Origin of the sequence: Marinobacterium sp. xm-g-59 (assembly GCF_013283315.1) — a bacterium.
Lineage (GTDB): Bacteria > Pseudomonadota > Gammaproteobacteria > Pseudomonadales > Balneatricaceae > Marinobacterium_E.
Map to the genome: position 1 here is coordinate 130,058 of NZ_WBYR01000003.1, position 25,688 is coordinate 155,745.

The following is a 25,688-nucleotide window of genomic DNA, read 5'->3' on the forward strand; positions in this document are numbered from 1 at the left end:
AATTCTAACCCCTAATTTCATCCGTAAAATATTGCCCCTATAACAATTTAAAACAGGAGTTTTTCATGCAAGAAGTAGTTTTTTTAAGCGCCGCTCGCACAGCCATCGGAACCTTTGGCGGCTCTTTTAAGGATCAAGCACCAACACAACTTGGGGCACTTGTGATTAACGAAGCTATCAGACGCGCGGGGATAGAAAACTCTGATATCGAACAGGCCGTTATCGGTAATGTGACGCATAGCGAAGCTGCAGATATTTATATTTCACGTGTGGCAGCCCTGGGGGCAGGCATCCCAGAAAGGACGCCTGCCCTAACAGTAAACCGCCTCTGCGGAAGTGGTTTACAAGCAATTCTTACTGCTGCCCAGCAAATTCAATTGGGTATTTGTAAAACAGTGGTTGCGGGCGGCGCAGAATCGATGAGCCGTGTTCCTTACCACATTCCATCAGCTCGGTTTGGTCAGCGCATGGGCGATGGAAAAATGGTTGATGCGATGGTCGGAGCGCTAACCTGCCCAATCAACCAAGTTCACATGGGTGTAACAGCAGAGAATCTTGCAGAAAAATACAACATTTCACGTGAAGAGCAGGATCAACTGGCAGTCACCAGCCATAATCGAGCTCAGATGGCGATAGAAAATGGCTTCTTCAAAGAGCAGATCGTACCGGTAACATTGAAAACACGTAAAGGTGAACAACTTGTCGATACCGATGAGCATGTTCGTCACAACTGCGCATTAACTGACATGAGCAATCTAAAACCTGTATTTAAACGTGAGGGTACGGTAACTGCAGGTAATGCATCGGGGCTGAATGATGCGGCAGCTGCTGTAGTCATGATGTCTGCTGAAGAGGCTCAACGTCGCAACCTAAAGCCCATGGCCAGGTTGGTCGATTACAGCGTCGCAGGTGTAGACCCAGCCTACATGGGAATTGGTCCAGTGCCTGCGATTCAACAGATCCTTGCGCGTCAAAACCTTTCTGTAGATGACATCGATCTATATGAAGTCAATGAAGCCTTTGCAGCACAGGCTCTGGCTGTTGCTAAAGAGCTAAAACTACCTATGGATCGTCTAAATCCAAACGGAAGCGGGATATCTCTAGGACACCCAATTGGTGCGACGGGCGCCATCATCACGACAAAAGCACTTTACGAACTTGAGCGCACCCAAGGCCGCTTTGCAATCATTAGCCTATGTATCGGCGGCGGCCAAGGAATAGCTGCACTAATAGAACGAACTTGATCAATTTTCGCTCGACACTATCACCCTTGAAGTGTCTTTAGGTGGGTGAATTTCACCCGCCATTTTTTATAAGGTAAAAGAACGATGTATACAGGCGAACATATCCAAGTTATTCAACGCAAAGACTCTATTATTGAGCTTGTCATCAACTCGAATAATGCAAGTGTAAACACATTAAGCGCCGCTGTTTTATCTGAACTGAAAACTGCGGTTCAAACGATCAAATCTGAAAGCAGTGCACTAGGCTTAATTATTCGCAGCAGCAAATCTTCGTTTGTTGTAGGTGCAAATATACTTGAGCTAATCGAGCTACAGAAACAGCATAAGGCTGCAATACTCGAGATGCTTGACGAAACCCATGCCCTTTTTAATTCAATTGAAAACCTGCCATTCCCAACAGTCAGTATCATTAACGGCATGGCGCTGGGCGGTGGTTTAGAGATCGCTTTAACTACAGATTTTCGTGTAGCTACTCAGGACGCACTTATTGGCCTACCCGAAATTACTCTAGGTCTCTGCCCAGGCTGGGGTGGAAATATTCGAGTTGCTCGATTAGCTGGAGCAGACAAGGCTTTTGAGATGATCCTATCAGGCAGACCATTAAAGGCAGATAAAGCCCGTGAGATAGGATTAGTAGATGCGATTGCTGATGACACAGGCGTTGAAAGTGCTGTTTCCCTTCTCTTAAACAGTCAGAAACAGGCAACTGAGAGCCAACGCTTACGTAAACAGCTTGCATCAAAGCAGAGTAGCGAAGCAATTAAAGCTGCAGCTCTAAATAAATTTGGATCGCAGTTGAATGCAAATACACCCGCTGCAACTGAGATCATCGAACTAATCAGTAACACAGCTCAATTAGACTTCACTTCAGCACTCGATGCTGAGGCTCAATGCTTTGCAACTTTGATGCAATCCGATGCCGGCAAGGCATTAAGCGGCCTCTTTGCGAGTGATCAATTCATTAAAACTCAAGCTAAACGTTTTGCAAAAGCAGGTGGATCTGTAAGCAAGGGTGCAGTTATTGGCGCCGGAGTCATGGGCGGTGGTATTGCTTACCAGTCAGCAATCAGCGGCATTCCTGTTGAGATGAAAGATATCAACGAACCAGCGTTAGACCTTGGGGTTTCAACTGCATCCGTACTACTCGATCGCCAAATTAAGAAGGGTAAGTTATCCGAAGAGCAGAAGATTGAAACACTCACTAAAATCAATCCAACCCTTAATTACGAAGGCTTTGGTGATGTCGATATGGTTGTTGAAGCTGTGGTCGAAAATCCAAAAGTTAAAGCGATGGTATTGAGTGATGTAGAGAGTGTGTTAAGGGATGACGCTGTACTCTCTTCGAACACATCAACCATCTCAATTACTAGCTTGGCAGAATCGCTGCAGCGTCCAGAGCAATTCTGCGGCATGCACTTTTTCAATCCTGTCCATGCTATGCCGTTAGTTGAAGTTATCCGCGGAGAAAAAACCAGCGATGAAACAGTCGCTCGTGCTGTAAATTACGCACTTGCCATGGGTAAAAAACCGATTGTTGTGAATGATTGCCCAGGCTTTTTAGTTAACAGAATTCTCTTCCCTTACTTCAATGCGTTTAACCGTTTGCTACTCGATGGCGCAGATTTCGAGCAGATCGACCGCGTCATGGAATCGTTCGGCTGGCCAATGGGCCCGGCCTATCTTGCCGATGTAGTGGGGATTGATGTCCTTGTCCACGCTGATCAGGTTATACAACAAGGATTCCCTGAACGCATGGGCCATGACGGCACTGTAATTGCTGAGTCATTGCTTGCAAAAGGTGAGCTGGGCCAGAAGAGCGGTTCGGGCTTCTATGCCTACGGCAAAGACGAAAACGGCAACCGTTTTAAACGCCCAGCAGAAAGCACGCTTGCGCTCATTTCAGAGCATGCAGCGGATCAGCGCAGTTTCAGTGATCAGGAGATCATTGATCGTCTAATGATTCCACTATGCATGGAGACTGTGCGCTGTTTAGAGGATGGCATCGTCTCCTCGGCAGCCGAAGCGGATATGGGCTTAATACTCGGACTTGGCTTTCCGAAATTCCGAGGCGGAGCACTACGCTATATTGACCTGATAGGTCTTAAAGAGTTCCAAGCCAAGGTTGAACAATATGCTTCTCTTGGTGCGCTATACCAAACCACCGAAAACTTCATCGCTCGCGCGAATGAAAACAGAACATTTTACTAATCGGAGTTTTATCTATGAGTGACTACCAACACCCTCAAGATGATGCACTTTTCGTACTTAACGAAGTGATTGGACTTGATCAACTTTGCAATACGATTGGCGCAGATGAATGCAACTCCGAATTAGCGGAGATAGTTTTAAACGAAGCCGGGAAACTTGGCAGCCAACTATTAGCACCCCTCAACTCTATTGGAGATAAAAATCCACCAAAACTGGATTCTAATGGAGTTCAAGAGACTGCGGGTTATAAAGAGGCGTATGCACAATTTGTAGAGGGTGGCTGGAACGGCCTCACCTCTCAAGAGGAGTACATGGGTCAAAACCTACCTAATGTATTAGGTACGGCAGTGAATGAAATTTGGCAGAGCGCCAACCTCGCGTTTGCCCTTTGCCCCCTTCTAAACCAGGGTGCAGTTGCAGCGGTAACAGAACACGCTTCTAATGAACTGAAAGCAGAGTTTCTAGAAAAAATGGTATCAGGTGAGTGGACAGGCACCATGAACCTTACAGAACCTGATGCAGGCTCAGATCTAGCCGCAATTCGATCAACTGCAACTCCAATGGGCGATCATTACCTAGTCAAAGGTCAAAAAATCTTCATCACCTGGGGCGATCACCAGATGACCGATAACATCGTCCACCTGGTACTAGCTCGCCTACCTGATGCACCAGCGGGCGTTAAAGGAATTTCACTATTCTTAGTACCTAAATTCCTAAAAGACGAAGCGGGTAATTACACTCAACGAAATGATGCACATGCTATCGCACTTGAGCACAAACTGGGCATCCACTCTAGCCCAACCTGTGTCATGAGTTTTGGAGATCAGGGCGGTGCAGTTGGCTACCTTATTGGCGAAGCAAACAAAGGCTTGGCGTACATGTTCACAATGATGAACCACGCTCGCCAGTCTGTGGGATTACAAGGCCTTTCAATCGCTGAGCGCGCCCGCCAACAATCAGTTAGCTATGCGCGTGATCGCATCCAAGGTCGCTCTAAAAGCGGCGAAAAACTTGCCATCATCGAATTCCCAGATGTACGCCGCATGCTTCTCACACAGCGAGCAGCTACCGAGGCGATGAGAGCATTTGTCCTTGAAGCTGCTGCAGAGATAGACCGCGCACATCACTCCGAACCAAACAGTGACGCGCAAAAGCGTGTTGAACTATACACTCCCATTGTTAAAGGCTGGATGACAGAGCTTGCCCAAGAGGTCTGTTCTTTAAATGTGCAAATTCATGGCGGCATGGGCTTCATTGAAGAGACAGGTGCCGCGCAACACTTTAGAGATGCTCGAATTCTTCCGATATACGAAGGCACAACTGGAATCCAGGCACTTGATTTAGTGGGACGCAAAACACTTCTAGATCAGGGCGCTGCGGTAAACAATTTCCTAGCAGAAGTGTTAAATACTGCGAAAGAAACTGCTCAAGTTGAGGGTTTATCTGTAATCGGGGAAGCGCTTGCCAACTCAGTGAAAGAGGCCCAAGCAGCAGTACACGCAATCACCTCGTCAGATCTAAATCAGGGTGCGGCTGTTAGCTTCGATTACCTCATGGGCATGGGTTACCTGTGTGGAGGCTGGATGCTAGCGCGTTCAGCTATAGCAGCAAAAACTAGCTCAGACGGAAACTTCTCTGACGACTTTATTGCAGCTAAGTTAGCAACCACTCAATTCTACACAGAATATCTACTGCCTCGTGCCCAAACTCACCTAGGTCTTGCACAAAAAGGTCTTAGTTCCCTATTTAAGTTTGAAATCAGTCAATTTTAATTTTCAGACTTAGATCTTTTGCCCTGCCACAGCAGGGCATTTTTTTGTCTAAAAAGCCCTCTAATACCAATGGATAATAAACAATAAGCAATTGAAAAATAACGATTAATTGCAATTGTGTCACAAATATTACAAAGACGACCCCACAAAACACAATTCGTCGTATTCTCTTAATAGTTACGACAAGCTTACTACTTAACCTTGGATGAAAAGCTAGAACCACTGAATGATGTGGTAACCAAGGGATAATAAAAGTAATGGCTTCAAATCAGTCAGAATTCATTCTCCAGACCAAAAATTTGACGAAAGAGTTTAAAGGTTTTTCGGCCGTCTCTGATGTTAACTTGAATGTTAAGCGCGGCAATATCCACGCGCTTATTGGTCCAAACGGAGCAGGTAAAACCACAGTATTTAACCTGCTGACTAAGTTTCTTCAGCCGACTTCGGGCGTCATTACCTTTAATGGGCATGACATTACTCGAAAAGAGCCTGCTGAAATTGCCCGTATGGGTATCATCCGCTCATTCCAGATTTCTGCAGTCTTCCCACACCTAACGGTTCTTGAGAATGTCCGTGTTGCGTTACAGCGCAAAGAGGGGCACAGCATGCACTTCTGGCGCTCAGAAAAAATTCTTAACGGCCTTAATGATCGCTGCATGGAACTACTCGAATCGGTAGGTCTAAAAGAGTTTGCAAATACAGTCACCACTGACCTGGCATACGGTCGTAAACGCGCACTAGAAATTGCCACTACACTCGCACTGGAACCTGAGCTGATGCTTCTTGATGAGCCAACTCAGGGCATGGGACATGAGGATGTAGGCCGTACAACAGACCTTATCAAACAAGTCAGCAAGAATCGCACAATCCTTATGGTTGAACATAACCTAAAGGTAGTTTCGACCCTCGCTGATCAAATTACCGTTCTGCAACGCGGTCAAATCCTTACAGAGGGTAATTACGAAACTGTATCTGCAGACCCACAAGTTCGTGAAGCCTACATGGGCCGCGAAGCGGATGCAGCGGGAGCACACTAATGAGCCAAAGTCATCGCGAAAAGATTCGTATTAGCAACCTCCACGCCTACTACGGTGAAAGCCACATCCTTCATGGCATCGATCTTCACGTCATGGAAGGAGAGCTTGTCACTCTGTTAGGACGAAATGGTTCAGGCCGCTCTACAACCTTAAAAGCGATCATGAACCTCGTAGGCAAACGTAGCGGTCAGATCGTCATTAATGGCAATGAAACCATCAACATGGCTTCACACCGTGTTGCCCATTTGGGACTTGGCTACTGCCCAGAAGAGCGTGGCATCTTCGCAAGCTTGAACGTAGAGGAAAACTTGATGCTTCCTCCAAATGTTCGCTCTGGCGGGATGAGCGTCGATGAAATTTTTGAGATGTTCCCTAACCTATATGAGCGCCGCATGAGTCAGGGCACGCGCTTATCAGGTGGTGAGCAGCAGATGCTTGCGCTTGCTCGCATTCTAAGAACAGGTGCCAACATCCTGCTGTTGGATGAGATCACAGAAGGGCTTGCACCGGTTATTAACGACAAACTTGCTGATGTTCTTGTACAGCTCAAAGAGCGCGGCTTAACAATTTTGCTTGTTGAACAAAACTTCCGCTTTGCAGCTCCGATAGCTGACCGTCACTACGTGATGGAGCACGGACACATTGTTGAAGAGATTCAAGCAGATGAATTGGAAGCAAAAACTGAGCTTCTAAACAGCTACCTAGGCGTCTAATTAAACAGCCAAAGATAGTCAGATAACAAAAAAATCCAATATGGAGAAAAGATGATGCGTAAAACACTACTCGCTTCAATGATCGCAGCTAGTATGGCAGCAACAGCGACTGCAGCAACTGTAGACGGCAAAGTTAAAATCGGTGTAATAGGCGACATGGGCGGCGTATACGCTGACGTTGGCGGCAAAGGCATGACCGAAGCTACTCAGATGGCTATCGATGATTTCGGCGGCAAAGTACTTGGTCAGCCTATCGAACTTGTTTCAGCTGATTCACAGCTTAAACCAGACGTTGCCTCTTCTATCGTTCGCAAATGGGTAGAAAATGAAGGCGTAGACACCATCGGTGGTCTTGTTTCTTCTGCAGTAACAGGTGCTGTAACTCAGGTTACTTCAGCGAACAAAAACATCGCACTTATCACTGGTTCAGCTTCACACTCTTTCACAGCTAAGCCAGGCGTTTGTTCTCCATACATCGCGCACTGGACATACAACGTAGCAGCTCTTGCAAACGGTACCGTCAAGAACATGGTTGCTTCAGGCAAGAAGAAGTGGTTCTTCATCACTGCTGACTACTCTTTCGGCCACGCGCTAGAAGGCGTTTCAAGCGGCGTAATCAAAGCTAACGGCGGTGAAGTAGTAGGTGCAGTTCGTGCTCCACTAGGTACAACTGACTTCTCTTCTTACGTTCTTCAGGCTCAGGCTTCAGGTGCTGATGTTGTGGCACTTGCTAACGCAGGTAACGACACAACTAACGCTCTAAAAGCGGCTATCGAGTTCGGTCTAACTGAACAGTCTGATATCGCAGGTCTTCTTGTATTCGCAACAGATACCCAAGCGATGGACGGTGATGTTGCTAAAGGCATGCGTCTTACAACTGGTTTTTACTGGGACATGGACGAGCAGACTCGTGAATGGAGCAACCGCTTCAAAGCGATCCACGGCTCAATCCCAACAATGGTCCACGCAGGTGCTTATTCAGCAACTATGAACTACCTGAAAGCTGTTGAAGCAGCAGGTACTGATGATGCAGATGCTGTAATGGCTCAGATGAAGTCTGCTAACCCAAATGACTTCTTCGCTCGTAACGCGTCGCTACGTGGAGACGGTCGTATGGTTCACGACATGCTACTTGTAGAGATCAAAGATCCTGCAAATCGTAAATCTGAAGATGACATCTACGACATCGTAAAAGTTATCCCAGGTAACGAAGCTTACAACCCAATGAACCCAGAGTGTGATTTCTCTGCTAAGTAAATGCGGTTAAATAAAGGGGGAGTGCTTAGCACTCCCCATCTTTCAGTTTGAGATCGGTAATAGCATGTTCGATATCAATATTATGGCGTTAAGCGGGCAACTGCTGGTAGGACTGATAAACGGTTCTTTTTACGCCCTTCTTAGTTTAGGTCTTGCCATCATTTTTGGTCTGTTGCGAATCATCAACTTCGCCCAGGGCGCAATGTATATGCTTGGTGCTTTTGCGGCGCTATTAGCATACAAATGGACCGGTTTGAATTACTGGGCAGCACTTGTTGTCGTGCCAGTAACTGTCGGTGTATTGGGCATCCTAATCGAACGTTTCTTAATCCGTCCGATTGCTAATTTAGACCATCTATACAGTCTACTTTTAACCTTCGGTATCGCTCTTATGCTGCAGGGTACGTTTACCCACATATTCGGTTCATCTGGCCAGGGCTACCCTGTGCCTGCTGAACTTAAAGGCGGTATTAAATTACCGTTCATGTACCTACCTACTTACCGCGCTTGGATCATTGTTGCATCAGTTGTGGTCTGCCTAGGTACCTGGTTCATGATTGAAAAGACCAAACTTGGTGCTTACCTTCGCGCAGGTACTGAGAACCCAAAACTTCTTCAGGCCTTTGGCATAAACGTACCGTTGATGGTCACACTAACCTTTGGTTTTGGAGTGGCTCTAGCTGGTTTAGCCGGTGTTCTTGCAGCACCTGTCTACTCTGTATCACCAGACATGGGCTCTAGCATTTTGATTGTTGTCTTTGCCATCGTAGTTATTGGCGGCATGGGCTCTATTGGCGGCGCCATAGCTACCGGTTTAGGTATGGGCGTTGTTGAAGGTCTAACTAAATACTTCTACCCAGAAGCATCCACAACAGTCATTTTCGTGGTGATGATGCTAGTACTGATGTTTAAACCTGCTGGCTTATTTGGAAAAGAGGCATAACAGATGAATACGAATATTCGAAATCTTATTATTGCCGTAGTTGTTCTTGCTGTTGCACCTTACTTACTCTACCCAGTTTTTTTGGCTAAGCTACTCTGCTTTGCGCTATTCGCAGCCGCATTCAACCTACTACTTGGTTACGCTGGCATCCTCTCCTTTGGACATGCAGCCTTCCTAAGTACCGGCGGCTACATTACTGGTTGGGCGATGATGAATCTTGGAGTATCAACTGAGATTGGTATTCTAATGGGCACTGTAGCTGGCGCTCTACTTGGAGCAATTTATGGCAAATTGGCGATCAAACGCGAAGGGATCTACTTTGCAATGGTTACCCTTGCACTCGCTCAGCTAACTTTCTTCGTATACCTGCAATCAGATTTCACAGGTGGTGAGAATGGCATGCAGGGTATTCCTCGCGGGAACCTGTTTGGCCTGATCGACCTTACGGATAATGTCGCGATGTACTACACGGTCGCGGTCATCTTCCTAATTGGGTTTGCGATCATTCAACGCACTGTCCACTCGCCATTTGGCCAGGTTCTAAAAGCGATCCGTGAGAACGAGCCTCGTGCAATCTCTCTGGGATATAACGTTAACAACTACAAGTGGCTGGCATTTATCATCTCATCTGCACTCGCTGCATTAGCTGGTTCAACCAAGACAATCGTCTTCAATCTTGCGTCACTAACGGATGCTCATTGGCACATGTCAGGTGAAGTAATCCTGATGACTCTAGTAGGCGGTGTAGGTACCCTAATGGGACCAGTGGTTGGTGCTGGTGTAATCGTGACCATGCAGAACTACCTCTCTACAGGCGACCTAGGTAACTACATTCATATCATCATGGGTGCAGTGTTTGTAATCTGTGTACTGGCATTCCGCGCAGGTATTGTTGGGCAGTTTAAAAAATTCAAAGAGCGTAACTTCTAATAATTTAAGTTACTCTCACAAGGGCTGACTGTTGTGTCGGCCTTTTTTATCTAGTAGGACTAGGATGTACCGATGCTTTACTTGGAAGACCTGAAGGCTGGAGATCGATTTGAGAGTGAAAGCTATGAGATAACCAATGAGAATATCGTAGCCTTTGCAGAACACTACGACCCTCAACCTTTCCATTTATCTAATGAATCAGCCCAGGACTCCTTCTTTGAAAGCCTTGCAGCGAGTGGTTGGCAGGTAGGCTCAATTACAATGCGCCTGATCGCAAAATCACTTCCGATTGCCTCTGGCGTTATTGGCGGCGGCGTTAGCCTACGCTGGTTAACACCCACTCGTCCTGGCGATGTGCTTCACGTAGAGACCGAGATATTAGAGGTGATACCGTCTAAGTCGAAACCCGACCGTGGTGTGGTGAAGATTCATGCTAAAACCATCAATCAGCATGGGGAAACACGCCAAACATTTGATAGCTCGCTATTGGTATTTCGCACCAGCGCGGGAGTGAAAGGCGGAATTTTCGCTCCAAAATAGTCAACTAATTTAAATGAGCAATCAACCAGATGTGGCATAGCGAAACGACCACCGTTAGATGAGTTCTCAATCTCCGATAATCGCCATCTTCAATCTGAGTATGATCCCAGGCCCACCAAACCAAAAAGGCAATTAACCCAACCCACAAACCTAAATAGAGGGGGAGTAAAAGTGCCAACCAGGCTAAAAGTGAAGGGAGCATGCAAATGGCCAAACGAGCATCAGAAGCAAAGTTGCTATCCCGCATAGCAACTCCCCAGTGAATCCCTCCTAAAAACGAGAGGATCACAGCGGAATAACTCATAAAAGCCGAGACAGACGCTGCATCTTCAAACTGAAAAGCCAATCCGACGAAAGGGATCAACCCGGCATAACCCAGACGGTGTGCTAACTTAATCACGCGAAATACTCTTAACTGTTTCTATGAGTTACGCAGCTGTCGGTATTCAGGATCTTATTCGATATTCTGTATCTGCTCGCGCATCTGTTCAATCAAAACCTTAAGCTCTACCGCGCTTTGAGTCGTTGCGACGACAACGGATTTGGAGCCCAGTGTGTTAGCTTCACGGTTCAACTCTTGCATTAGAAAATCCAGCTTACGACCAATTGGCCCCTTCTCTATTAAGATGCGTCTTACTTCAGTCACATGGGTATCTAGACGGTCCAGCTCTTCTGCAACGTCGGCACGTTGTGCCAACAGCACTACCTCTTGCTCAAGACGTTCGGCATCAAGGTCGACTCCTAATTGCGACACTCTTTCGACTAGATTCGCTTTTTGATTTTCGATAATTTGCGGCATTTTTGATCTTATTTTGCCGACGATCGCCGCAATTGACTGCAACCTATCCTCTATCAAACCCGCCAACTCAATCCCTTCGCGATGACGGCCCTCAATAAGTTGAGCCAATGCGTCATCAAATAGCGCTAGCGCGGCCTGACCTACCTCACCAGGATCAGCTGAAGTGCTGTTCATCACGCCCGGGAATTGAAGCAGAGCCAAAGGATCAACCCTTCCCTCTGAAGCACCACTGAGTTTAATCTGCTGTAGCGCTTCATTAATCTGCTGCAACCGCACTTGATCCACTTGAACACTCTGCTGACCCACCGATTCATGGAACCGAAGCGAACATTCAACTTTGCCGCGGGCCAGGCGTTTGCGCAGCTTGTCGCGAATGGCTATCTCGTGCTGACGCATAAAGTCTGGAAGTTTGAAATGAGGCTCTAAGAAACGCTGATTAACCGAACGAATTTCCCAAACCAAGGTACCCCATGAAAATTCAGCTTCTGAACGGGCAAAAGCAGTCATACTCTGTGTCATATACTGTCAAACTCGATTACCATAGATTGATTGTCACTATAACAGCCGATGCCGGCACTTTTAAGGTACCTACATGAGCTCTCCACTCTCTGATCAATTGAAAAACCTAGGTTTAGATGCAATGCGCCCAAGTGGGCGTCAACCAGACCAAATGCGCGACGTTAAAGTCACTCGTAATTTTACAATGCATGCAGAAGGTTCGGTTTTGATCGAGTTTGGCAATACAAAAGTCCTTTGTAATGCGTCAGTTACTCGAGGTGTACCTCGCTGGTTGCGCGGATCAGGCTCAGGTTGGGTAACCGCTGAGTATGGCATGCTGCCTCGTGCAACCAATAGCCGCACCGATCGTGAGGCATCGCGCGGTAAGCAGTCAGGACGCACGCTTGAGATTCAGCGCCTGATCGGCCGTTCACTGCGTGCTGCGATTGATCTAGATAAGCTAGGCGAGAACACCATCACCATCGACTGTGATGTTCTGCAAGCAGATGGTGGTACTCGTACCGCCTCAATTACCGGTTCGTACATTGCGCTGATTGATGCGATCAACGAACTGAAAAAAGACAAAAACGGCGCACTAAAAGGCAACCCGATTAAAAACCAAGTCGCAGCTATTTCGGTGGGCATCTATAAAGGCCAAGCGGTATTGGATTTGGATTATGCAGAAGATTCAACAGCCGAAACTGATATGAACGTCGTCATGACTGAAACCGGCGGTTTTGTTGAAGTCCAAGGCACAGCAGAAGGTGCTCCTTACACTCAAGATGAACTGAATCAGATGCTAACCTTAGCTAAGAAAGGCATTGAAGAGCTCACAGCAATCCAAAAAGCCTCACTGGCGTAAGCAACTAAAATTTAATTTCCTGGAACTAAGAATGACTATCAAACAACTCGCTACAGCTCTATCTTTGATGATTTTCAGCAGCATGGCGTTTGCCCATACTGGTGAAGGTATCAACACAGGTTTTGCATCTGGCTTCTGGCACCCCATCATGGGTTGGGATCATGTCGTTGCAATGGTTGCAGTCGGCCTTTGGGGTGCTTTTTTAGGCGCACCCGCCATCTGGATACTTCCGGTCGTTTTCCCACTGGTCATGGCAATTGGCGGTGCTTTAGGCATTGCCGGTATGCCGCTTCCTGCAGTGGAGACGGGTATTGCGCTTTCGGGTGTGGTTCTTGGTCTGCTGATTGTCTTTGCTGTTAAGGCACCGCTATGGATAGCCGCTGTGATCGTGGGCATCTTTGCGATCTTCCATGGTCACGCTCACGGCACAGAGTTCCCAACAGAGTTTAACGCTTACGGTTATGCCGTTGGATTTGTAATTGCGACTGGTCTACTGCACCTTATCGGTATCGCGTTCGGCTTCCTAACCAAACTCGATTTTGGTGCGAGTTTGGTTCGTCTAGGTGGGGCGATCATTGCATTAGTCGGTGCTGGCTACCTATTTGGTGTGCTTTAACCTATGGTCTATCCATCACGCTCAATACTGCTTCTTTTGACCTCAGTGTTACTGCCTAACCTGGCAGTAGCGCATAGTTTTGGGGCTGGCACCGATCAATTTGCTAGTTTTGTTGAAGGGGCCAGCGTGGTGATCTTTGATCAAGTCACTCTATTTGCCACCCTCTCTTTAGGCCTAATGATTGCACTGTGGAAGAATCGCGGTGTGGTTCAAGCCCTTCCCCTCTTTGTTGTGGGGTTAGTCTTGGGCTTTTTACTGGCGCCTTCAGTAACCACCTGGGTGATGATGGGGGCTACGGTTGTCGGCGCTATCACTGCAACCCTGGGTGCTAGCTTGAACCAGCAGTTCAAACCGCTAACACTGATCCTTGCACTGTTTACTGGCCTGCTTGTCCAGATGGTCTCTTTGGAGGGGCATGTCTGGATGGAGTTAAGCGTCTCCATCTATGTCGGTGTGACACTTGGGGCGATATTGCCAGTGATGCTTGGCGCCGCAACCGGTGAGTTACTACTGGAAAAGCTGCCCGCAACCTTTTCACGAATTGCCGTCAGGGTAGCCTGCTCTTGGCTCGCAGCGATTCAGATCATGATGTTAGCTTTCTTCTCGCACTAACAATAAAATACCCTCGTAAAGAGGGTTTCTAAAATCCAATTCTCAATTAAAAATCGAGATCGTAATCCACGATGTAGGGTGCATGCTCAGAGAACTGCTGACCTTTGTAGATACTGCAGTGCTGAATGGTTTTACGCAGACCTTGAGTCGTAATCTGGTAATCCAAGCGCGCACCTTCATTTAGCTCACGGGCACGGTTGTAGTCTGGCCACCAAGTGTATTCGCGATCCGCTTTTGTACACTCACGCATTGTGTCGACGTAGCCCATTTCACCGAATAGCTCCTCCATGAACTCACGCTCTTCTGGAAGGAATCCAGATACGGTCTGATTGGCATACCAGTTACTCAAGTCGACCGGTTTGTGCGCAATTTTCATGCTACCGGCGAAGATGAATTGACGACGCTTGCGAAGAGTCTTCTCAAAGTGACTTTCAAATTGCTCAATGAACTTCTCTTTCTCTGCTTGAGCGTCTGGTCCTTTGAGACCCGATGGCACATTAAAAGAACCGACGCTGAATCGTTCGAAGTCAGCCTGAATATAACGGCCTTGGAAATCGCACTGTTCAAAACCTAAGCCGGTCATAATCGCTTTAGGTAGATGGCGGGTGTAGATCGCTACACCGCTGTAGTCATCATCAAAGGCTTCAAAGAAGTAGGCTTCGTAACCCTCAGGGTGGTAGCGAGAATCATCTAATTGATACTCACGTGCACGAATGTTTTGCAAGCAGACAACATCCGCATCCTGCTTAACCATCCAATCGAAAAAGCCCCGATCAGCGGCTTGAACAATGCCTTGAGTATTAAAAGTAATTACGCGCATGAGTTCGAAGCGCTCCGTATAACTATTGTTGTTAGACTAAAGATTGCAATTGTAGCGATAGATTCATAAAAACGGAATTTTTTAAAGCTGAAAGAAGTTGGTTTGGGAGTTGAACTCTGTTCAGGTATCCTACGCGGATTAAACCCAGTTCTAAGGATTTCACTATTATGCAAAGCTACCAGCGTGAGTTCATCGAATTCGCAATCGAAAAAGGCGTTCTTAAATTTGGTGAGTTCACCCTAAAATCGGGTAGAACTAGCCCTTACTTTTTTAACGCAGGCCTTTTCAATACCGGTGATGCCATAGCAAAACTGGGTCGTTTCTATGCAGCGGCAATTGAAGACGCGAAGATCGATTACGACGTCATGCTTGGGCCTGCTTACAAAGGCATTCCCCTTGCAACAACGACCGTCGTTGCACTGGCAAATGATTTCGGTAAAGACGTTCCTTATGTTTTTAACCGCAAAGAGGTTAAGGATCACGGTGAAGGTGGCAACCTAGTGGGCGCACCACTCGCTGGCCGTGTTCTGATCATCGACGATGTCATTACCGCGGGTACCGCTATCCGTGAGGTGATGACGCTGATCGACGAAAATGGTGCAACACCAGCCGCCACGGTGATCGCACTGAACCGTATGGAACGCGGTACAGGTGAGCTTTCCGCCATTCAGGAAGTTGAGCGTGACTACAACATGCAAGTTGCTAGCATCATTTCCTTAGATGATCTCGTTGAGTACCTTGAAGAGCAAGGTGGTCGTGATGCTGAGTTAACGGCCATTCGAGCCTACCGTGACGAATACGGAATCAGCGCATAACTTATGCAGTTTAAAGCAGTCCTACTTAGATCAATACTCACGCTGAGTCTGGCTGCTTTTGCATCCTCACAAGCCGTTGCAAACACACTTACTGTGTTTGCAGCAGCGAGCTTAAAAAATGCGATCGATGAGATCACAGAACATTACGAGGCAGACCATTCAGACTCGATTGTTGTCTCTTATGCGGGGTCTGCCACCTTAGCACGTCAAATAGAGATGGGCGCACCAGCCGATATTTTCATCTCTGCCAACACTGCCTGGATGGATTACCTATCTGATAGGGCGCTAATTAATGAACCGACTCGCTTCAACCTTGCCAGTAATCAGTTGGTACTGATAAGTCATACTCCAGACGCAAAACTCACCCTCACCAGGTCGCAAGAACTGCTCGATTGGCTGGACAATGAATACCTGGCCATGGGTCTTGTGGAATCTGTACCTGCTGGCATTTACGGTAAGCAAGCACTTACTTATTTTGATCTTTGGGACCCCCTTAAGCAGCAAGTCGCTCAATCAGACAATGTGCGGTCTGCACTTGCATTAGTTGCTTCAGGTGAAGCACCTTTAGGGATCGTCTATCACTCGGATGCGGTGGCTGAACCCAAGGTCTCAATAGCTGCCACCTTCCCTACAGAGTCCCATGACAGAATTCTATATCCGGTTGCGGCTGTTACAGAGAGTGATAAATCAACCGCGGCATTTTTAGAGTTTTTGCGCTCAGAGCAGTCTAGGGCGATACTAGAGCGCAACGGCTTTTTAATGGATTCGCAACAACGTGACTGATTGGCTAGGCCCCAACGAGTGGGCGGCAGTTCTCCTATCAATTAAGGTAGCTTTTTGGGCAACACTGCTTAGCCTGCCTGTGGCCATTGGCGTTGCCTATCTTCTGGCGAAAAAGGAGTTTGCAGGGAAACAGCTTCTCAACGGAATTGTCCATCTACCCTTGATCTTACCGCCCGTTGTAACGGGTTATCTGCTGTTAATGACCTTCGGAAAACGCACGCCTGTCGGATCATTCCTTGCTGAGTGGGGAATTGAGTTTGCTTTCCGCTGGAGCGGTGCCGCATTAGCAGCAGCCATCATGGCTTTTCCATTACTGGTTCGCGCTATTCGTCTCTCCATTGAAGCCATTGATCCTAAATTAGAGGAAGCGGCCGCAACCCTGGGTGCCTCAAGGCGCTGGGTGTTTATCACCATCACCCTACCTTTAATGCTTCCTGGTGTGATCGCCGGCTCCGTTCTGGGCTTTGCCAAAGCGATGGGTGAGTTTGGAGCCACCATCACCTTTGTATCGAATATTCCAGGTCAGACTCAGACACTCCCTTCGGCTATCTATGCGTTTCTTCAGGTACCCGGTGGTGAAAGCTCTGCGACCAAACTGGTGATCATCTCTATTATCATTGCGATGAGTGCACTTCTTGCCTCTGAATGGCTGTCACGTCGTATGAGCCGGAGGTTGCAGTCATGACACTGTCAGTCACTTTGCAGCAGTCGATGCCAAACTTCTCGCTTGATATAGCCTTTGAAGCCCCCAGTGGCATCACGGTTCTATTTGGCGAGTCAGGTTCAGGGAAAACCACCACAATCAATGCGATAGCCGGCTTGCAAAGCAACAGCCAAGGCCGCGTCACTCTGTCCGATCGGGTGTTATTTGATAGCGCTTCAAACACGAGCTTAAAGCCCTATCAACGCAACATTGGCTACATTTTTCAAGAGAGCCGACTCTTTCCACATCTGACAGTAGAGCAGAATCTAAATTACGCGAAACGCTTCAATAAGGTCGACAAAAGCGTCGATTTTTACCAGATCGTCGAACTTTTAGGTATAAAACCCCTACTTAGGCGAACGCCAAATTCACTCTCTGGTGGTGAAAAACAGCGTGTTGCGATTGGTCGTGCGTTATTAAGCGCACCAGATCTTATTCTGGCCGATGAACCCCTTGCAGCACTCGATGGCGCCCGAAAAGCGGAGCTACTCCCCTACTTCAAAAAATTAAACCGGGAATTGGGTATTCCTATGCTCTACGTAACCCACTCACCCGAAGAGGTATTAGAGCTGGCTGACCATGTCATCGCACTGGAGCAGGGCCGCATTGTGACTCAAGGGCCTGCGCGAGAGGTGATGGCCAACAGCAAGGTCGCGCGAACCGCCAATCGTGCGATCAAGTCGACACTGACAACCCAGTTAGTGGCACAACACCCCGATGGACTGTCCGAGCTTCAAGTGGCCAGCGAAACACTCTATGTGCCGACCCTTGATGCACCCATAGGTTCAGCGGTCTGCCTTGAACTGGTCGCGAACGATCTAATCCTATCGACCGCAAAAGTGGCAGGCATCTCTGCCTTGAATCAGGTTTCCGGAAGGGTTGAATCCATTGAAACGACTTCATCGAGTGATGTACTTATTAACGTGTGCATTGCAACAGATATCGTCTCAACACACATCACCAAACGCTCCCTTAACAATCTAAACCTCAAGATCGGCGATCCCTGCGTTCTGATCATAAAATCGGTCAACATCTGCCCCTCTAACCGCTGCCAAGGTTGAGATTTTCTCAACTAGTCGTGAGCATTTATCGTTAAGACTTTAGATATATATCAATTACTTTTGACTATATAACCGATTACAATTCTGAAACTTTGTGCAGTGCACATAATTTTTGTGCTTAATTTGTCTACTGGAGGCATCCCCGATGATTTCAGAATCGGTTGTGGAACTATCGCGTTGGCAGTTTGCTATTACCGCGATGTATCACTTTCTATTTGTACCACTGACCCTCGGTCTATCCTTCCTGCTGGCCATCATGGAATCTGTCTATGTCATGACCGGCAAGCAGATCTACCGCGATATGACCAAATTCTGGGGTAAGTTGTTCGGTATTAACTTCGCGCTAGGTGTGACCACCGGTTTGACCATGGAGTTCCAATTTGGAACCAACTGGGCCTACTACTCGCACTACGTGGGCGACGTCTTTGGTGCACCGCTGGCGATTGAAGGTCTGGTAGCCTTCTTCCTTGAATCCACTATGATCGGCCTGTTCTTCTTCGGTTGGGATCGCCTGAGCAAGGTACAGCACCTTGCTGTGACCTGGTTGGTCGCACTGGGCTCTAACTTCTCTGCGTTGTGGATTTTGATCGCCAACGGTTGGATGCAGAACCCTGTTGGGGCCTACTTCAACTTTGAAACCATGCGCATGGAGATGGACAGCTTCGCGGAAGTCCTGCTAAACCCAGTGGCGCAGGTTAAGTTTGTTCACACTGTCTCTGCAGGTTATGTAACGGGCGCTATCTTCGTTCTAGCCGTCAGCAGCTACTTCATGCTGCGTAACCGTGACATTCCATTTGCACGTCGTTCATTCGCGATCGCTTCAGCCTTCGGTTTAGCCTCTGCGATCTCTGTCATCGTGTTAGGTGACGAATCTGGCTACGAAGTGGGCGAAGTGCAGAAGGTTAAATTGGCAGCGATCGAGGCGGAGTGGGATACACACCCAGCACCTGCAGCCTTTACCGTTGTCGGCCTTCCCAATGAAGAGACCATGACAACTGACTACGCTCTGAAAATTCCGGGCGCCTTGGGTCTAATTGCAACCCGCTCCTTGGATGAGGAGGTTACCGGTATTAAAGATCTAGTGGCTCATGCTGAAGATCGCATTCGCAACGGCATTGTCGCTTATGGCCTTCTAGAGAAACTGCGTAACGGTGAAGACACTCCTGAAAATCGTGCTGCGTTCTCTAAAGTCAGCGTTGATCTGGGCTACGGTCTGCTGTTGAAGCGTTACACGCAGGCGGTTGTTGACGCGACCGAAGAGCAGATCAAACTGGCGGCTCGGGACACCATTCCACAGGTGGCTCCGATGTTCTGGACCTTCCGTGTCATGGTCGGTGCAGGCTTTACGATGCTGCTTCTATTTGTCCTAGCCTTCTACTACACCGCTAAGCGTAAGGCTTACCAGACACGTTGGTTGCAGTGGTTCGCACTGCTCTCTCTACCGCTTCCTTGGATTGCCAGTGAGATGGGTTGGTTCGTTGCTGAATTTGGCCGTCAACCTTGGGCGATCGGTGAAATTCTTCCGACCTATGTCGCAACCTCTCACCTAACTGAGACGGATCTGTGGATGAGCTTGGCGGGCTTTATTGGACTCTACACTCTGTTCTTGGTCATCGAGATCTACCTGATGGTGAAATACATCCGCAAAGGCCCAAGCGCCTTGCAGACTGGCCGTTACCACTTTGAACAGAACACAGCGACTCAAGGAGCTTAATGATGTTTGATTACGAAACGCTTCGACTTGTTTGGTGGCTGCTGGTTGGTGTACTGCTGATTGGTTTTGCCATTGCAGACGGCATGGATTTGGGTACTGCTATGATGATCCCTGTATTGGGTAAAACGGACACTGAGCGCCGCGTCATCATCAATACCATCGGGCCTCACTGGGACGGTAACCAGGTGTGGTTAATCACTGCCGGTGGTGCCATCTTTGCCGCTTGGCCACTGGTTTACGCAACAGCATTCTCTGGCTTCTACTGGGCCATGCTACTGGTACTGTTCGCACTATTCTTCCGTCCTGTCGGATTTGAGTACCGCTCTAAGAAGGACTCTGTCGCTTGGCGTCGCAACTGGGACTATGCACTGGCAGTGGGCTCGTTTGTTCCATCACTGGTCTTTGGTGTGGCATTCGGCAACCTATTCTTAGGCGTGCCCTTCTACTTTGACGAGTTTACCCGCCCAATCTACACCGGTTCTTTCTGGGCTCTGTTGAACCCATTCGCCATTGTCTGTGGCCTAGCCAGCGTGGTAATGCTTGCTCTGCAGGGTGCAACTTGGTTGCAGATGCGTGCCGGCGGTGAGGTTCAAGGCCGCGCTCAAACTATGGCAACTCTGCTAGGTCCGGTTCTAACGGTACTCTTAGCGGTTGCGGGTGCATGGTTGTACTACGGTATTCCTGGTTACGAAATCAGCTCTACTGTCGTGGGTGATGCTCCTTCTAACCCGTTGAGCAAAACCGTAACGACCACTGACAACTGGTTCGGTAACTACACCGATTACCCAATCCTTTGGACATTGGTAGCGGCATCTGTGGCACTCCCTCTGCTAACAAGCTTAATGGCTAAAGCGGGTAAAAGTGGTTTTGCCTTTACGTTGAGCTCACTGGCGATCGCAGCGATCATTCTTATGACCGGTTTCACCCTATTCCCATTCGTGATGCCTTCATCGACTGATCTAGCCAGCGCTCTAACGCTGTGGGATGCGACGTCGAGTGAACTGACACTTGAGATCATGTTCTGGGTGGCTCTGTTCTTTGTACCGATCATTTTGGGTTACACCTTCTGGGGCTACTACAAAATGTGGCGTCGAATTGAACCTGAGTTCATCGAACAAAACAGCGTTTCAAACTACTAGGAGATTAAGAAGATGTGGTATTTTGCTTGGATCCTTGGCGTACTCCTAGCCTGCAGCTTCGGCATCATCAACGCGATGTGGTTGGATGCTGAAGAGGAGCAGCGCGCAGACGATTAATCTGTACGCTCTAGCTGTACGTAATCAAGGGGCTTTCGAGCCCCTTTTTTTGTAAACCTTAGTGAGTGTTAAGTTGGCCAGACAACGAAAATCCAACCCGACCGCAATCCTCGATCAGCACCAGTTTGATCTGAAGGGTTCCATGCGCCTGTCGCTGCTATTGGGCGTGATTCAAACGCTTTGTACTATTGGATTCGCCTACTGGGTCGCTCTGTTGATCGATCAGGTATTAACTCAGGGCAGCTTAGATCACAGCCCGCTTCTTTTGGTCGCTGCGGCCTTCCTCATTCTTGCCGTTAAAGCGGCTGCATCACTCTGGCAATCGACTATCAATCTGCGCAACTCAGTCACCATCCGCGATCGCTTGCGAGAGCAGATTCTTAGCCTCAGTTTTAAAACTGGGATTTCGCTCTTCCCTGCTTTCAAGCCGGCACAACTGGCCAACCTGCTGACCAGTGAAGTCGACAAGCTCAAAGAGTATTACGCAGAGTTTAAGATTCAAAAGCAGATGGCTGTATGGACTCCCGTTTTGATTCTAATTGCCGCTAGCTTTGTGAACTGGTTAGTGCCGCTGATTTTGTTGCTGACCACGCCTTTGATTCCGATCTTTATGATCATTGTCGGTAATAAAGCGGGGGAAGCGTCACGCAACAACTTAGAGCAGCTCAATCGGTTGGGCCATCTACTTGAAGATCGCCTTCGCAACGTTGATCTGCTTCAGCAAGAGAGAGCCGTCGGTAAAGAGACCGAGGCGTTGCACCATCAGTCGGATCAGTTCCGTATTAGCACGATGAAAGTTCTGCGTTTGGCGTTTCTGTCCGGTACGCTGTTGGAGTTTTTTGCTGCAATCAGCGTGGCACTGGTCGCAGTCTATTTAGGACTCTTCTTTTTAGATAAATACTCTCTCGGTGCTTGGGGAACCGACATCAGTTTTGCTGAGGGTGCCTTTCTATTGATGCTAGCGCCCGAATACTACTTACCTCTGCGTAAGATGGGCGCGCTATACCACGCAAAATCGAACGCACGGGCTGTCGCCGAGCAAATTGAGCAACTCAAACAGGCCGCTGAACCGTCAAGTGTAGGTAGTGAAGCTTCACAAGCAGGCTCTTTTAAAGCATCGATAAAAATCGAAGGCTTAGTATCAGGTAGTGATCAAGCCATTCATAAACCAGTCTCTGTGGAGCTTAAAGCCGGTGAATCACTTCTGATTGAAGCACCTTCAGGCACAGGAAAAACGAGCTTACTCGATACCCTAGCAGGGCTTCGTCCCCCACTATCTGGGGCCGTATCTGCTGACGAAATAACAATCGAACCCTACAACAACCCTCACTGGCAGCAGACCATTGGATACATAACCCAGCACCCAGAACTGATCTATGGTTCGTTAAGGGAGAACCTCTGCTTAGGTAAGAGTTACTCTGATGATGACATTTGGGCTGCCCTACGATCGGCTCAATTAGAAACCGTCGTTAAGCAACTTCCACAGGGTTTGGACTACTTCATAACCGACTCTGGACACTTTCTATCGGGAGGTCAGACACAACGTCTTTCGATTGCGCGAGCGCTTCTGCATCGACCTAAACTACTGCTTCTTGATGAACCTATAGCGAACTTAGATGTCGATACAGCCGAGTTGTTTATGAGTGCGTTACAACAGTATGTTGAACAGGGTGGCATGATCATCATGGCCAGCCATCGTACCAATCAGTTTACCTTCACCCAACAGCTTACTTTAACTAAGGCGGAGGTAGAGGCATGAAACGACACTACTGGTCTCTACTGCTAGCAGAGCGAGGCGTCTTTCTACTCGGCTTAACCCTTTCCATTGTGACAGCCTTTGCCGGTATTGCTCTATTGGCAGTCTCTGGTTGGTTTATCAGTGCTGCAGCCATAGCGGGCGTTACGGCAGCCGCCGCTCATGCATTTAACTTTTTTACTCCCGGTGCCATTGTTCGTGGCCTCTCCATTGCGCGTACGGCTGGTCGCTACGGAGAGCGATTGGCCAACCACGAAGCAACCTTTAGGCTCATATCGACACTAAGACGAGATATTTTCTCTCGACTGGCCAACAGCCAAAACATCAGTGCACGGATGAATCGACACGACAGTGCGAGTCAGATGCTGCAGGATATTCAAAACATTGAGGGGATCCATCTGCATTCGCTCGTGCCTGCCATTACCGCTCTCTTTTCAGCGCTTGGGTTTATTCTGGTTACGGCTCTGTTTCTACCCGATCTTGCGATAGCAAGCCTGCCATTAATCCTATTAGCTTTGATCGGAATTCCTTGGCTCTATGCTAAAGCGGTTCTGGAGCCCGAGTCTGAGCTGCATCTGAGTCGAAATGCACTCTGGTCACGCGCCAGCGGTATCTTCTCAAGCTTGCGCCTGCTCACCCTGTCGCAGCAGCTTGAACATGAGGGCAATAGGTTGCGCCAGCAGAGCCGACAGTCGGATCTATTCGAACTCCAAGCCCTAAAGCGCCAGCAACTCATCAACCTTCTATCGCAATTGATTAATTTATCTTTGGTCGGCTTAACACTGCTCATGGCTCTGCAGGCCTATCTCACGGGTGAACTGGCCGGCGCATTAATCTTTATGTTGCTGCTGTTATCTCTCGGAACCATTGAGGTCTTTGCCGCTGCAAATGGAGCCATCTCGCACCTTCTGTTAGGCCAACGCGCTTTAAGTCGCTTAGGCAAAAGTAGTAAAAATCAGCAAAACTTCGAAGAAAAACGCACTATATGCATAGAAAAGCCCTATTTTGGTATCTCAATCAAAGAGCTCTCATACGCTTATGAGGGGAGTGCACAGAGCGTCTTCGAAGCGCGATCTGTTGAGTTTAATCAGCTAGGTTTAAACTGGATTGCCGGACAGAGTGGCCGCGGTAAAACCACACTACTTCGATTAATTGCTGGCGAACTTGAGCTACAGCAGGGCAGCCTGATCGTTGAAGGTACCGCCTTATCTCAAATCGCTTATCTACCTCAACGAGTACAGATTGTTCGCTCTACACTGCGTCACAACCTAGACTTCACTGGCCAACGAAGCGACGAAGAGATTATCAGTGCACTGCAAACAGTAGAGCTAGGCGAATGGGTCGAATCACTACCCAAGCAACTCGACACTTGGATTGGTCCTGGTGAATGGGAGCCATCTGGCGGTGAGTTAAAACGCATTGGTTTGGCGCGTCTGCTTCTGAAACAGGCTGACATCCTGCTGTTAGATGAGCCCTTCGCTGGAATGGATGCTGAGCTTCAATCCACCATCGTCAATTCGCTACGAGATCTTTGGCAACATAAGCTGGTTATTCTGGTGTCACATGATCTTGAGCAACGAGCTTCGCAGGACGCCTTACACCAGCTGTAGAGAGACATTGTTATGAAAACCCCTATTACACTCCTCACAGGCTTTTTAGGCAGTGGAAAAACCACACTACTGAATTACTTAATTAATCAGCCTGAACTATCAGATACTCTGGTTATCATTAATGAGTTTGGTGAAATCGCCTTGGATCATCTGTTGGTGGCTGAGAGCAACGAGAATGTCTTGATGGAGATGGACAGCGGGTGCATGTGTTGCACCGTGCGGGGTGATCTGGTCAACACGCTTCACGAAGTAACCGCACAAATTTCAGAGCCTGAGGGTCGACAATTCAAGCGCATCATCATTGAGACAACTGGGTTGGCAGACCCTGCTCCCATCATTCACACTCTGATGACCGATCGCTGGATTGCTGAAGCCTATCAATTAGATGGTGTTGTCACGACGGTCGATCTGGCTACGGGGTCACACACCTTAGATCAGCATAAAGAGTCCGTAAAACAGGCTGCTTTGGCAGACCTGCTGCTACTCACCAAAGGGGATATGACCGATAAAGTGGCAAAAGAGGCGTTAATCAGCCGACTTACCCAAATCAATCCCAGTGCGCGTAAGCTTGAGGTGGCCAGCGGTAAAGCAGACCCTAATCAGCTGCTCAACCTAGGATTGTTCACTACTGAGGGCAAACTAACCGATGTAGAGGCCTGGTTAAAAGAGGAGGCTTATTCTGAACAACATGATCACCACCATGACCATGATTGCCATCAGCATGGCTGCGATCATGATCATGCCAAACGTCATGGTGACAACATCGAATCCTTCTGCCTGACCGTTGAAAAGCCGATTAGCAAAGAAGCGCTTCAAGATTGGATGCAGTTATTAATGAGTCTAGTCGGCAGCAACATCCTACGTATCAAAGGCCTACTAAATATTGAAGGCGTTGCAGAACCCCTAGTCATTCATGGGGTACAGCAACTGTTTCACCCACCCGTTCCTCTACCAGCCTGGCCAAACGATGATCAGCGAACACGATTAGTGTTTATCACGCAAAACGTCAGCAAAGAGTTTATCGAGAACACGTTTAAGGAGCTGATTGATATTGCGGAGCCGTAAAGTAAAAACCCCATGAAATAACGACATTTCATGGGGTTTTTCAGTTAATCGCGACCTCTTCGAGATCGCTCCTA

Annotated in this window: 25 protein-coding genes; 22 read left to right on the top strand and 3 right to left on the bottom strand. The window is 48.1% G+C overall.

Annotated features, from left to right (window positions below; all coding sequences use genetic code 11):
* The first annotated feature begins 65 nt into the window (after nucleotides 1-65).
* From bktB to XMG59_RS05020, 9 genes are all read left to right on the top strand, one after another.
* Nucleotides 66-1,244, top strand: coding sequence for a beta-ketothiolase BktB (bktB, locus tag XMG59_RS04980; RefSeq protein WP_173482590.1), 1,179 nt, complete (start codon nucleotides 66-68; stop codon nucleotides 1,242-1,244).
* Nucleotides 1,245-1,328: 84 nt separating this feature from the next.
* Nucleotides 1,329-3,452 carry a fatty acid oxidation complex subunit alpha FadB gene (gene fadB, locus XMG59_RS04985; protein WP_173482591.1) on the top strand — a complete coding sequence of 708 codons (2,124 nt, stop codon included), beginning with the start codon at nucleotides 1,329-1,331 and terminating at the stop codon, nucleotides 3,450-3,452.
* Between the two features lie 14 nt (nucleotides 3,453-3,466).
* On the top strand, nucleotides 3,467-5,224 hold the full coding sequence (locus XMG59_RS04990) for an acyl-CoA dehydrogenase (RefSeq protein WP_173482592.1): 1,758 nt from the start codon (nucleotides 3,467-3,469) through the stop codon (nucleotides 5,222-5,224).
* Between the two features lie 257 nt (nucleotides 5,225-5,481).
* Nucleotides 5,482-6,261 carry an ABC transporter ATP-binding protein gene (locus tag XMG59_RS04995; RefSeq protein WP_173482593.1) on the top strand — a complete coding sequence of 260 codons (780 nt, stop codon included), beginning with the start codon at nucleotides 5,482-5,484 and terminating at the stop codon, nucleotides 6,259-6,261.
* Nucleotides 6,261-6,974: an ABC transporter ATP-binding protein gene (locus XMG59_RS05000; protein ID WP_173482594.1), complete on the top strand. Its 714-nt coding sequence runs from the start codon at nucleotides 6,261-6,263 to the stop codon at nucleotides 6,972-6,974. The genes XMG59_RS04995 and XMG59_RS05000 overlap by 1 nt, the downstream gene beginning before the upstream one ends.
* 51 nt (nucleotides 6,975-7,025) lie before the next feature.
* Nucleotides 7,026-8,231 (top strand): ABC transporter substrate-binding protein, encoded by a 1,206-nt coding sequence (locus XMG59_RS05005; RefSeq protein WP_217362099.1) that lies wholly within the window; start codon nucleotides 7,026-7,028, stop codon nucleotides 8,229-8,231.
* Nucleotides 8,232-8,295: 64 nt separating this feature from the next.
* A complete protein-coding gene (locus XMG59_RS05010; protein ID WP_173482595.1) occupies nucleotides 8,296-9,174 on the top strand; it encodes a branched-chain amino acid ABC transporter permease in 879 nt (292 codons plus the stop codon).
* Between the two features lie 3 nt (nucleotides 9,175-9,177).
* A complete protein-coding gene (locus XMG59_RS05015; protein WP_173482596.1) occupies nucleotides 9,178-10,104 on the top strand; it encodes a branched-chain amino acid ABC transporter permease in 927 nt (308 codons plus the stop codon).
* Nucleotides 10,105-10,176: 72 nt separating this feature from the next.
* On the top strand, nucleotides 10,177-10,644 hold the full coding sequence (locus XMG59_RS05020; protein ID WP_173482597.1) for a MaoC family dehydratase: 468 nt from the start codon (nucleotides 10,177-10,179) through the stop codon (nucleotides 10,642-10,644).
* Between the two features lie 4 nt (nucleotides 10,645-10,648).
* Here XMG59_RS05020 and XMG59_RS05025 read toward each other — a convergent pair whose 3' ends face one another.
* Together XMG59_RS05025 and XMG59_RS05030 are read right to left on the bottom strand one after the other, a co-directional pair.
* Nucleotides 10,649-11,044: a DUF3429 domain-containing protein gene (locus tag XMG59_RS05025; RefSeq protein WP_173481664.1), complete on the bottom strand. Its 396-nt coding sequence runs from the start codon at nucleotides 11,042-11,044 to the stop codon at nucleotides 10,649-10,651.
* A 54-nt stretch (nucleotides 11,045-11,098) separates the two neighbouring features.
* The gene (locus XMG59_RS05030) at nucleotides 11,099-11,950 is read right to left on the bottom strand and encodes a YicC/YloC family endoribonuclease (RefSeq protein WP_254443079.1); all 852 of its coding nucleotides are present in this window, start codon (nucleotides 11,948-11,950) and stop codon (nucleotides 11,099-11,101) included.
* 85 nt (nucleotides 11,951-12,035) lie between these two features.
* Here XMG59_RS05030 and rph point away from each other — a divergent pair, with 85 nt between their 5' ends.
* Genes rph through XMG59_RS05045 form a run of 3 tightly spaced genes read left to right on the top strand, consistent with a single transcriptional unit; the run spans nucleotide 12,036 to nucleotide 14,031 of the window.
* Complete coding sequence (rph, locus tag XMG59_RS05035) at nucleotides 12,036-12,803, top strand: ribonuclease PH (RefSeq protein WP_305792080.1); 768 nt, start codon at nucleotides 12,036-12,038, stop codon at nucleotides 12,801-12,803.
* 31 nt (nucleotides 12,804-12,834) lie between these two features.
* Nucleotides 12,835-13,419 carry a HupE/UreJ family protein gene (locus XMG59_RS05040; protein WP_173481947.1) on the top strand — a complete coding sequence of 195 codons (585 nt, stop codon included), beginning with the start codon at nucleotides 12,835-12,837 and terminating at the stop codon, nucleotides 13,417-13,419.
* A gap of 3 nt (nucleotides 13,420-13,422) precedes the next feature.
* Nucleotides 13,423-14,031, top strand: coding sequence for a hypothetical protein (locus XMG59_RS05045; RefSeq protein WP_173481946.1), 609 nt, complete (start codon nucleotides 13,423-13,425; stop codon nucleotides 14,029-14,031).
* A 46-nt stretch (nucleotides 14,032-14,077) separates the two neighbouring features.
* Here the strand turns inward: XMG59_RS05045 and XMG59_RS05050 are convergent, their stop codons facing one another.
* Complete coding sequence (locus tag XMG59_RS05050; protein WP_173484124.1) at nucleotides 14,078-14,851, bottom strand: exodeoxyribonuclease III; 774 nt, start codon at nucleotides 14,849-14,851, stop codon at nucleotides 14,078-14,080.
* Between the two features lie 167 nt (nucleotides 14,852-15,018).
* Between XMG59_RS05050 and pyrE the strand changes: the two genes are divergently transcribed.
* The 10 genes from pyrE (at nucleotide 15,019) to XMG59_RS05100 (ending at nucleotide 25,614) form a co-directional block, all read left to right on the top strand.
* Nucleotides 15,019-15,666 carry an orotate phosphoribosyltransferase gene (gene pyrE / locus XMG59_RS05055; protein ID WP_173481944.1) on the top strand — a complete coding sequence of 216 codons (648 nt, stop codon included), beginning with the start codon at nucleotides 15,019-15,021 and terminating at the stop codon, nucleotides 15,664-15,666.
* Between the two features lie 3 nt (nucleotides 15,667-15,669).
* On the top strand, nucleotides 15,670-16,449 hold the full coding sequence (gene modA / locus XMG59_RS05060; protein WP_173481943.1) for a molybdate ABC transporter substrate-binding protein: 780 nt from the start codon (nucleotides 15,670-15,672) through the stop codon (nucleotides 16,447-16,449).
* Entirely contained in the window at nucleotides 16,442-17,134 is a 693-nt protein-coding gene (gene modB / locus XMG59_RS05065) for a molybdate ABC transporter permease subunit (RefSeq protein WP_173481942.1), read from the top strand. Before modA ends, modB begins: the two co-directional genes overlap by 8 nt.
* On the top strand, nucleotides 17,131-18,213 hold the full coding sequence (gene modC, locus XMG59_RS05070; RefSeq protein WP_173481941.1) for a molybdenum ABC transporter ATP-binding protein: 1,083 nt from the start codon (nucleotides 17,131-17,133) through the stop codon (nucleotides 18,211-18,213). Before modB ends, modC begins: the two co-directional genes overlap by 4 nt.
* A 145-nt stretch (nucleotides 18,214-18,358) precedes the next feature.
* On the top strand, nucleotides 18,359-19,927 hold the full coding sequence (locus XMG59_RS05075) for a cytochrome ubiquinol oxidase subunit I (RefSeq protein ID WP_173481940.1): 1,569 nt from the start codon (nucleotides 18,359-18,361) through the stop codon (nucleotides 19,925-19,927).
* Between the two features lie 2 nt (nucleotides 19,928-19,929).
* Nucleotides 19,930-21,066 (top strand): cytochrome d ubiquinol oxidase subunit II, encoded by a 1,137-nt coding sequence (cydB, locus tag XMG59_RS05080; RefSeq protein WP_173481939.1) that lies wholly within the window; start codon nucleotides 19,930-19,932, stop codon nucleotides 21,064-21,066.
* 12 nt (nucleotides 21,067-21,078) lie between these two features.
* Complete coding sequence (gene cydX, locus XMG59_RS05085; protein ID WP_173481938.1) at nucleotides 21,079-21,183, top strand: cytochrome bd-I oxidase subunit CydX; 105 nt, start codon at nucleotides 21,079-21,081, stop codon at nucleotides 21,181-21,183.
* Nucleotides 21,184-21,256: 73 nt separating this feature from the next.
* Complete coding sequence (gene cydD / locus XMG59_RS05090) at nucleotides 21,257-22,942, top strand: thiol reductant ABC exporter subunit CydD (protein ID WP_173495337.1); 1,686 nt, start codon at nucleotides 21,257-21,259, stop codon at nucleotides 22,940-22,942.
* Nucleotides 22,939-24,549 (top strand): amino acid ABC transporter ATP-binding/permease protein, encoded by a 1,611-nt coding sequence (locus XMG59_RS05095; RefSeq protein WP_173494617.1) that lies wholly within the window; start codon nucleotides 22,939-22,941, stop codon nucleotides 24,547-24,549. Before cydD ends, XMG59_RS05095 begins: the two co-directional genes overlap by 4 nt.
* A 12-nt stretch (nucleotides 24,550-24,561) precedes the next feature.
* On the top strand, nucleotides 24,562-25,614 hold the full coding sequence (locus XMG59_RS05100; protein ID WP_173481935.1) for a GTP-binding protein: 1,053 nt from the start codon (nucleotides 24,562-24,564) through the stop codon (nucleotides 25,612-25,614).
* Nucleotides 25,615-25,688: the final 74 nt, after the last annotated feature.

Bases quoted from the DNA above. Each gene is read 5' to 3' on its own strand.
- bktB (WP_173482590.1), top strand. From the start codon at position 66: ATGCAAGAAGTAGTTTTTTTAAGCGCCGCTCGCACAGCCATCGGAACC.
- fadB (WP_173482591.1), top strand. From the start codon at position 1,329: ATGTATACAGGCGAACATATCCAAGTTATTCAACGCAAAGACTCTATT.
- XMG59_RS04990 (WP_173482592.1), top strand. From the start codon at position 3,467: ATGAGTGACTACCAACACCCTCAAGATGATGCACTTTTCGTACTTAAC.
- XMG59_RS04995 (WP_173482593.1), top strand. From the start codon at position 5,482: ATGGCTTCAAATCAGTCAGAATTCATTCTCCAGACCAAAAATTTGACG.
- XMG59_RS05000 (WP_173482594.1), top strand. From the start codon at position 6,261: ATGAGCCAAAGTCATCGCGAAAAGATTCGTATTAGCAACCTCCACGCC.
- XMG59_RS05005 (WP_217362099.1), top strand. From the start codon at position 7,026: ATGATGCGTAAAACACTACTCGCTTCAATGATCGCAGCTAGTATGGCA.
- XMG59_RS05010 (WP_173482595.1), top strand. From the start codon at position 8,296: ATGTTCGATATCAATATTATGGCGTTAAGCGGGCAACTGCTGGTAGGA.
- XMG59_RS05015 (WP_173482596.1), top strand. From the start codon at position 9,178: ATGAATACGAATATTCGAAATCTTATTATTGCCGTAGTTGTTCTTGCT.
- XMG59_RS05020 (WP_173482597.1), top strand. From the start codon at position 10,177: ATGCTTTACTTGGAAGACCTGAAGGCTGGAGATCGATTTGAGAGTGAA.
- XMG59_RS05030 (WP_254443079.1), bottom strand. From the start codon at position 11,950: ATGACTGCTTTTGCCCGTTCAGAAGCTGAATTTTCATGGGGTACCTTG.
- rph (WP_305792080.1), top strand. From the start codon at position 12,036: ATGAGCTCTCCACTCTCTGATCAATTGAAAAACCTAGGTTTAGATGCA.
- XMG59_RS05040 (WP_173481947.1), top strand. From the start codon at position 12,835: ATGACTATCAAACAACTCGCTACAGCTCTATCTTTGATGATTTTCAGC.
- XMG59_RS05045 (WP_173481946.1), top strand. From the start codon at position 13,423: ATGGTCTATCCATCACGCTCAATACTGCTTCTTTTGACCTCAGTGTTA.
- XMG59_RS05050 (WP_173484124.1), bottom strand. From the start codon at position 14,851: ATGCGCGTAATTACTTTTAATACTCAAGGCATTGTTCAAGCCGCTGAT.
- pyrE (WP_173481944.1), top strand. From the start codon at position 15,019: ATGCAAAGCTACCAGCGTGAGTTCATCGAATTCGCAATCGAAAAAGGC.
- modA (WP_173481943.1), top strand. From the start codon at position 15,670: ATGCAGTTTAAAGCAGTCCTACTTAGATCAATACTCACGCTGAGTCTG.
- modC (WP_173481941.1), top strand. From the start codon at position 17,131: ATGACACTGTCAGTCACTTTGCAGCAGTCGATGCCAAACTTCTCGCTT.
- XMG59_RS05075 (WP_173481940.1), top strand. From the start codon at position 18,359: ATGATTTCAGAATCGGTTGTGGAACTATCGCGTTGGCAGTTTGCTATT.
- cydB (WP_173481939.1), top strand. From the start codon at position 19,930: ATGTTTGATTACGAAACGCTTCGACTTGTTTGGTGGCTGCTGGTTGGT.
- cydX (WP_173481938.1), top strand. From the start codon at position 21,079: ATGTGGTATTTTGCTTGGATCCTTGGCGTACTCCTAGCCTGCAGCTTC.
- XMG59_RS05095 (WP_173494617.1), top strand. From the start codon at position 22,939: ATGAAACGACACTACTGGTCTCTACTGCTAGCAGAGCGAGGCGTCTTT.
- XMG59_RS05100 (WP_173481935.1), top strand. From the start codon at position 24,562: ATGAAAACCCCTATTACACTCCTCACAGGCTTTTTAGGCAGTGGAAAA.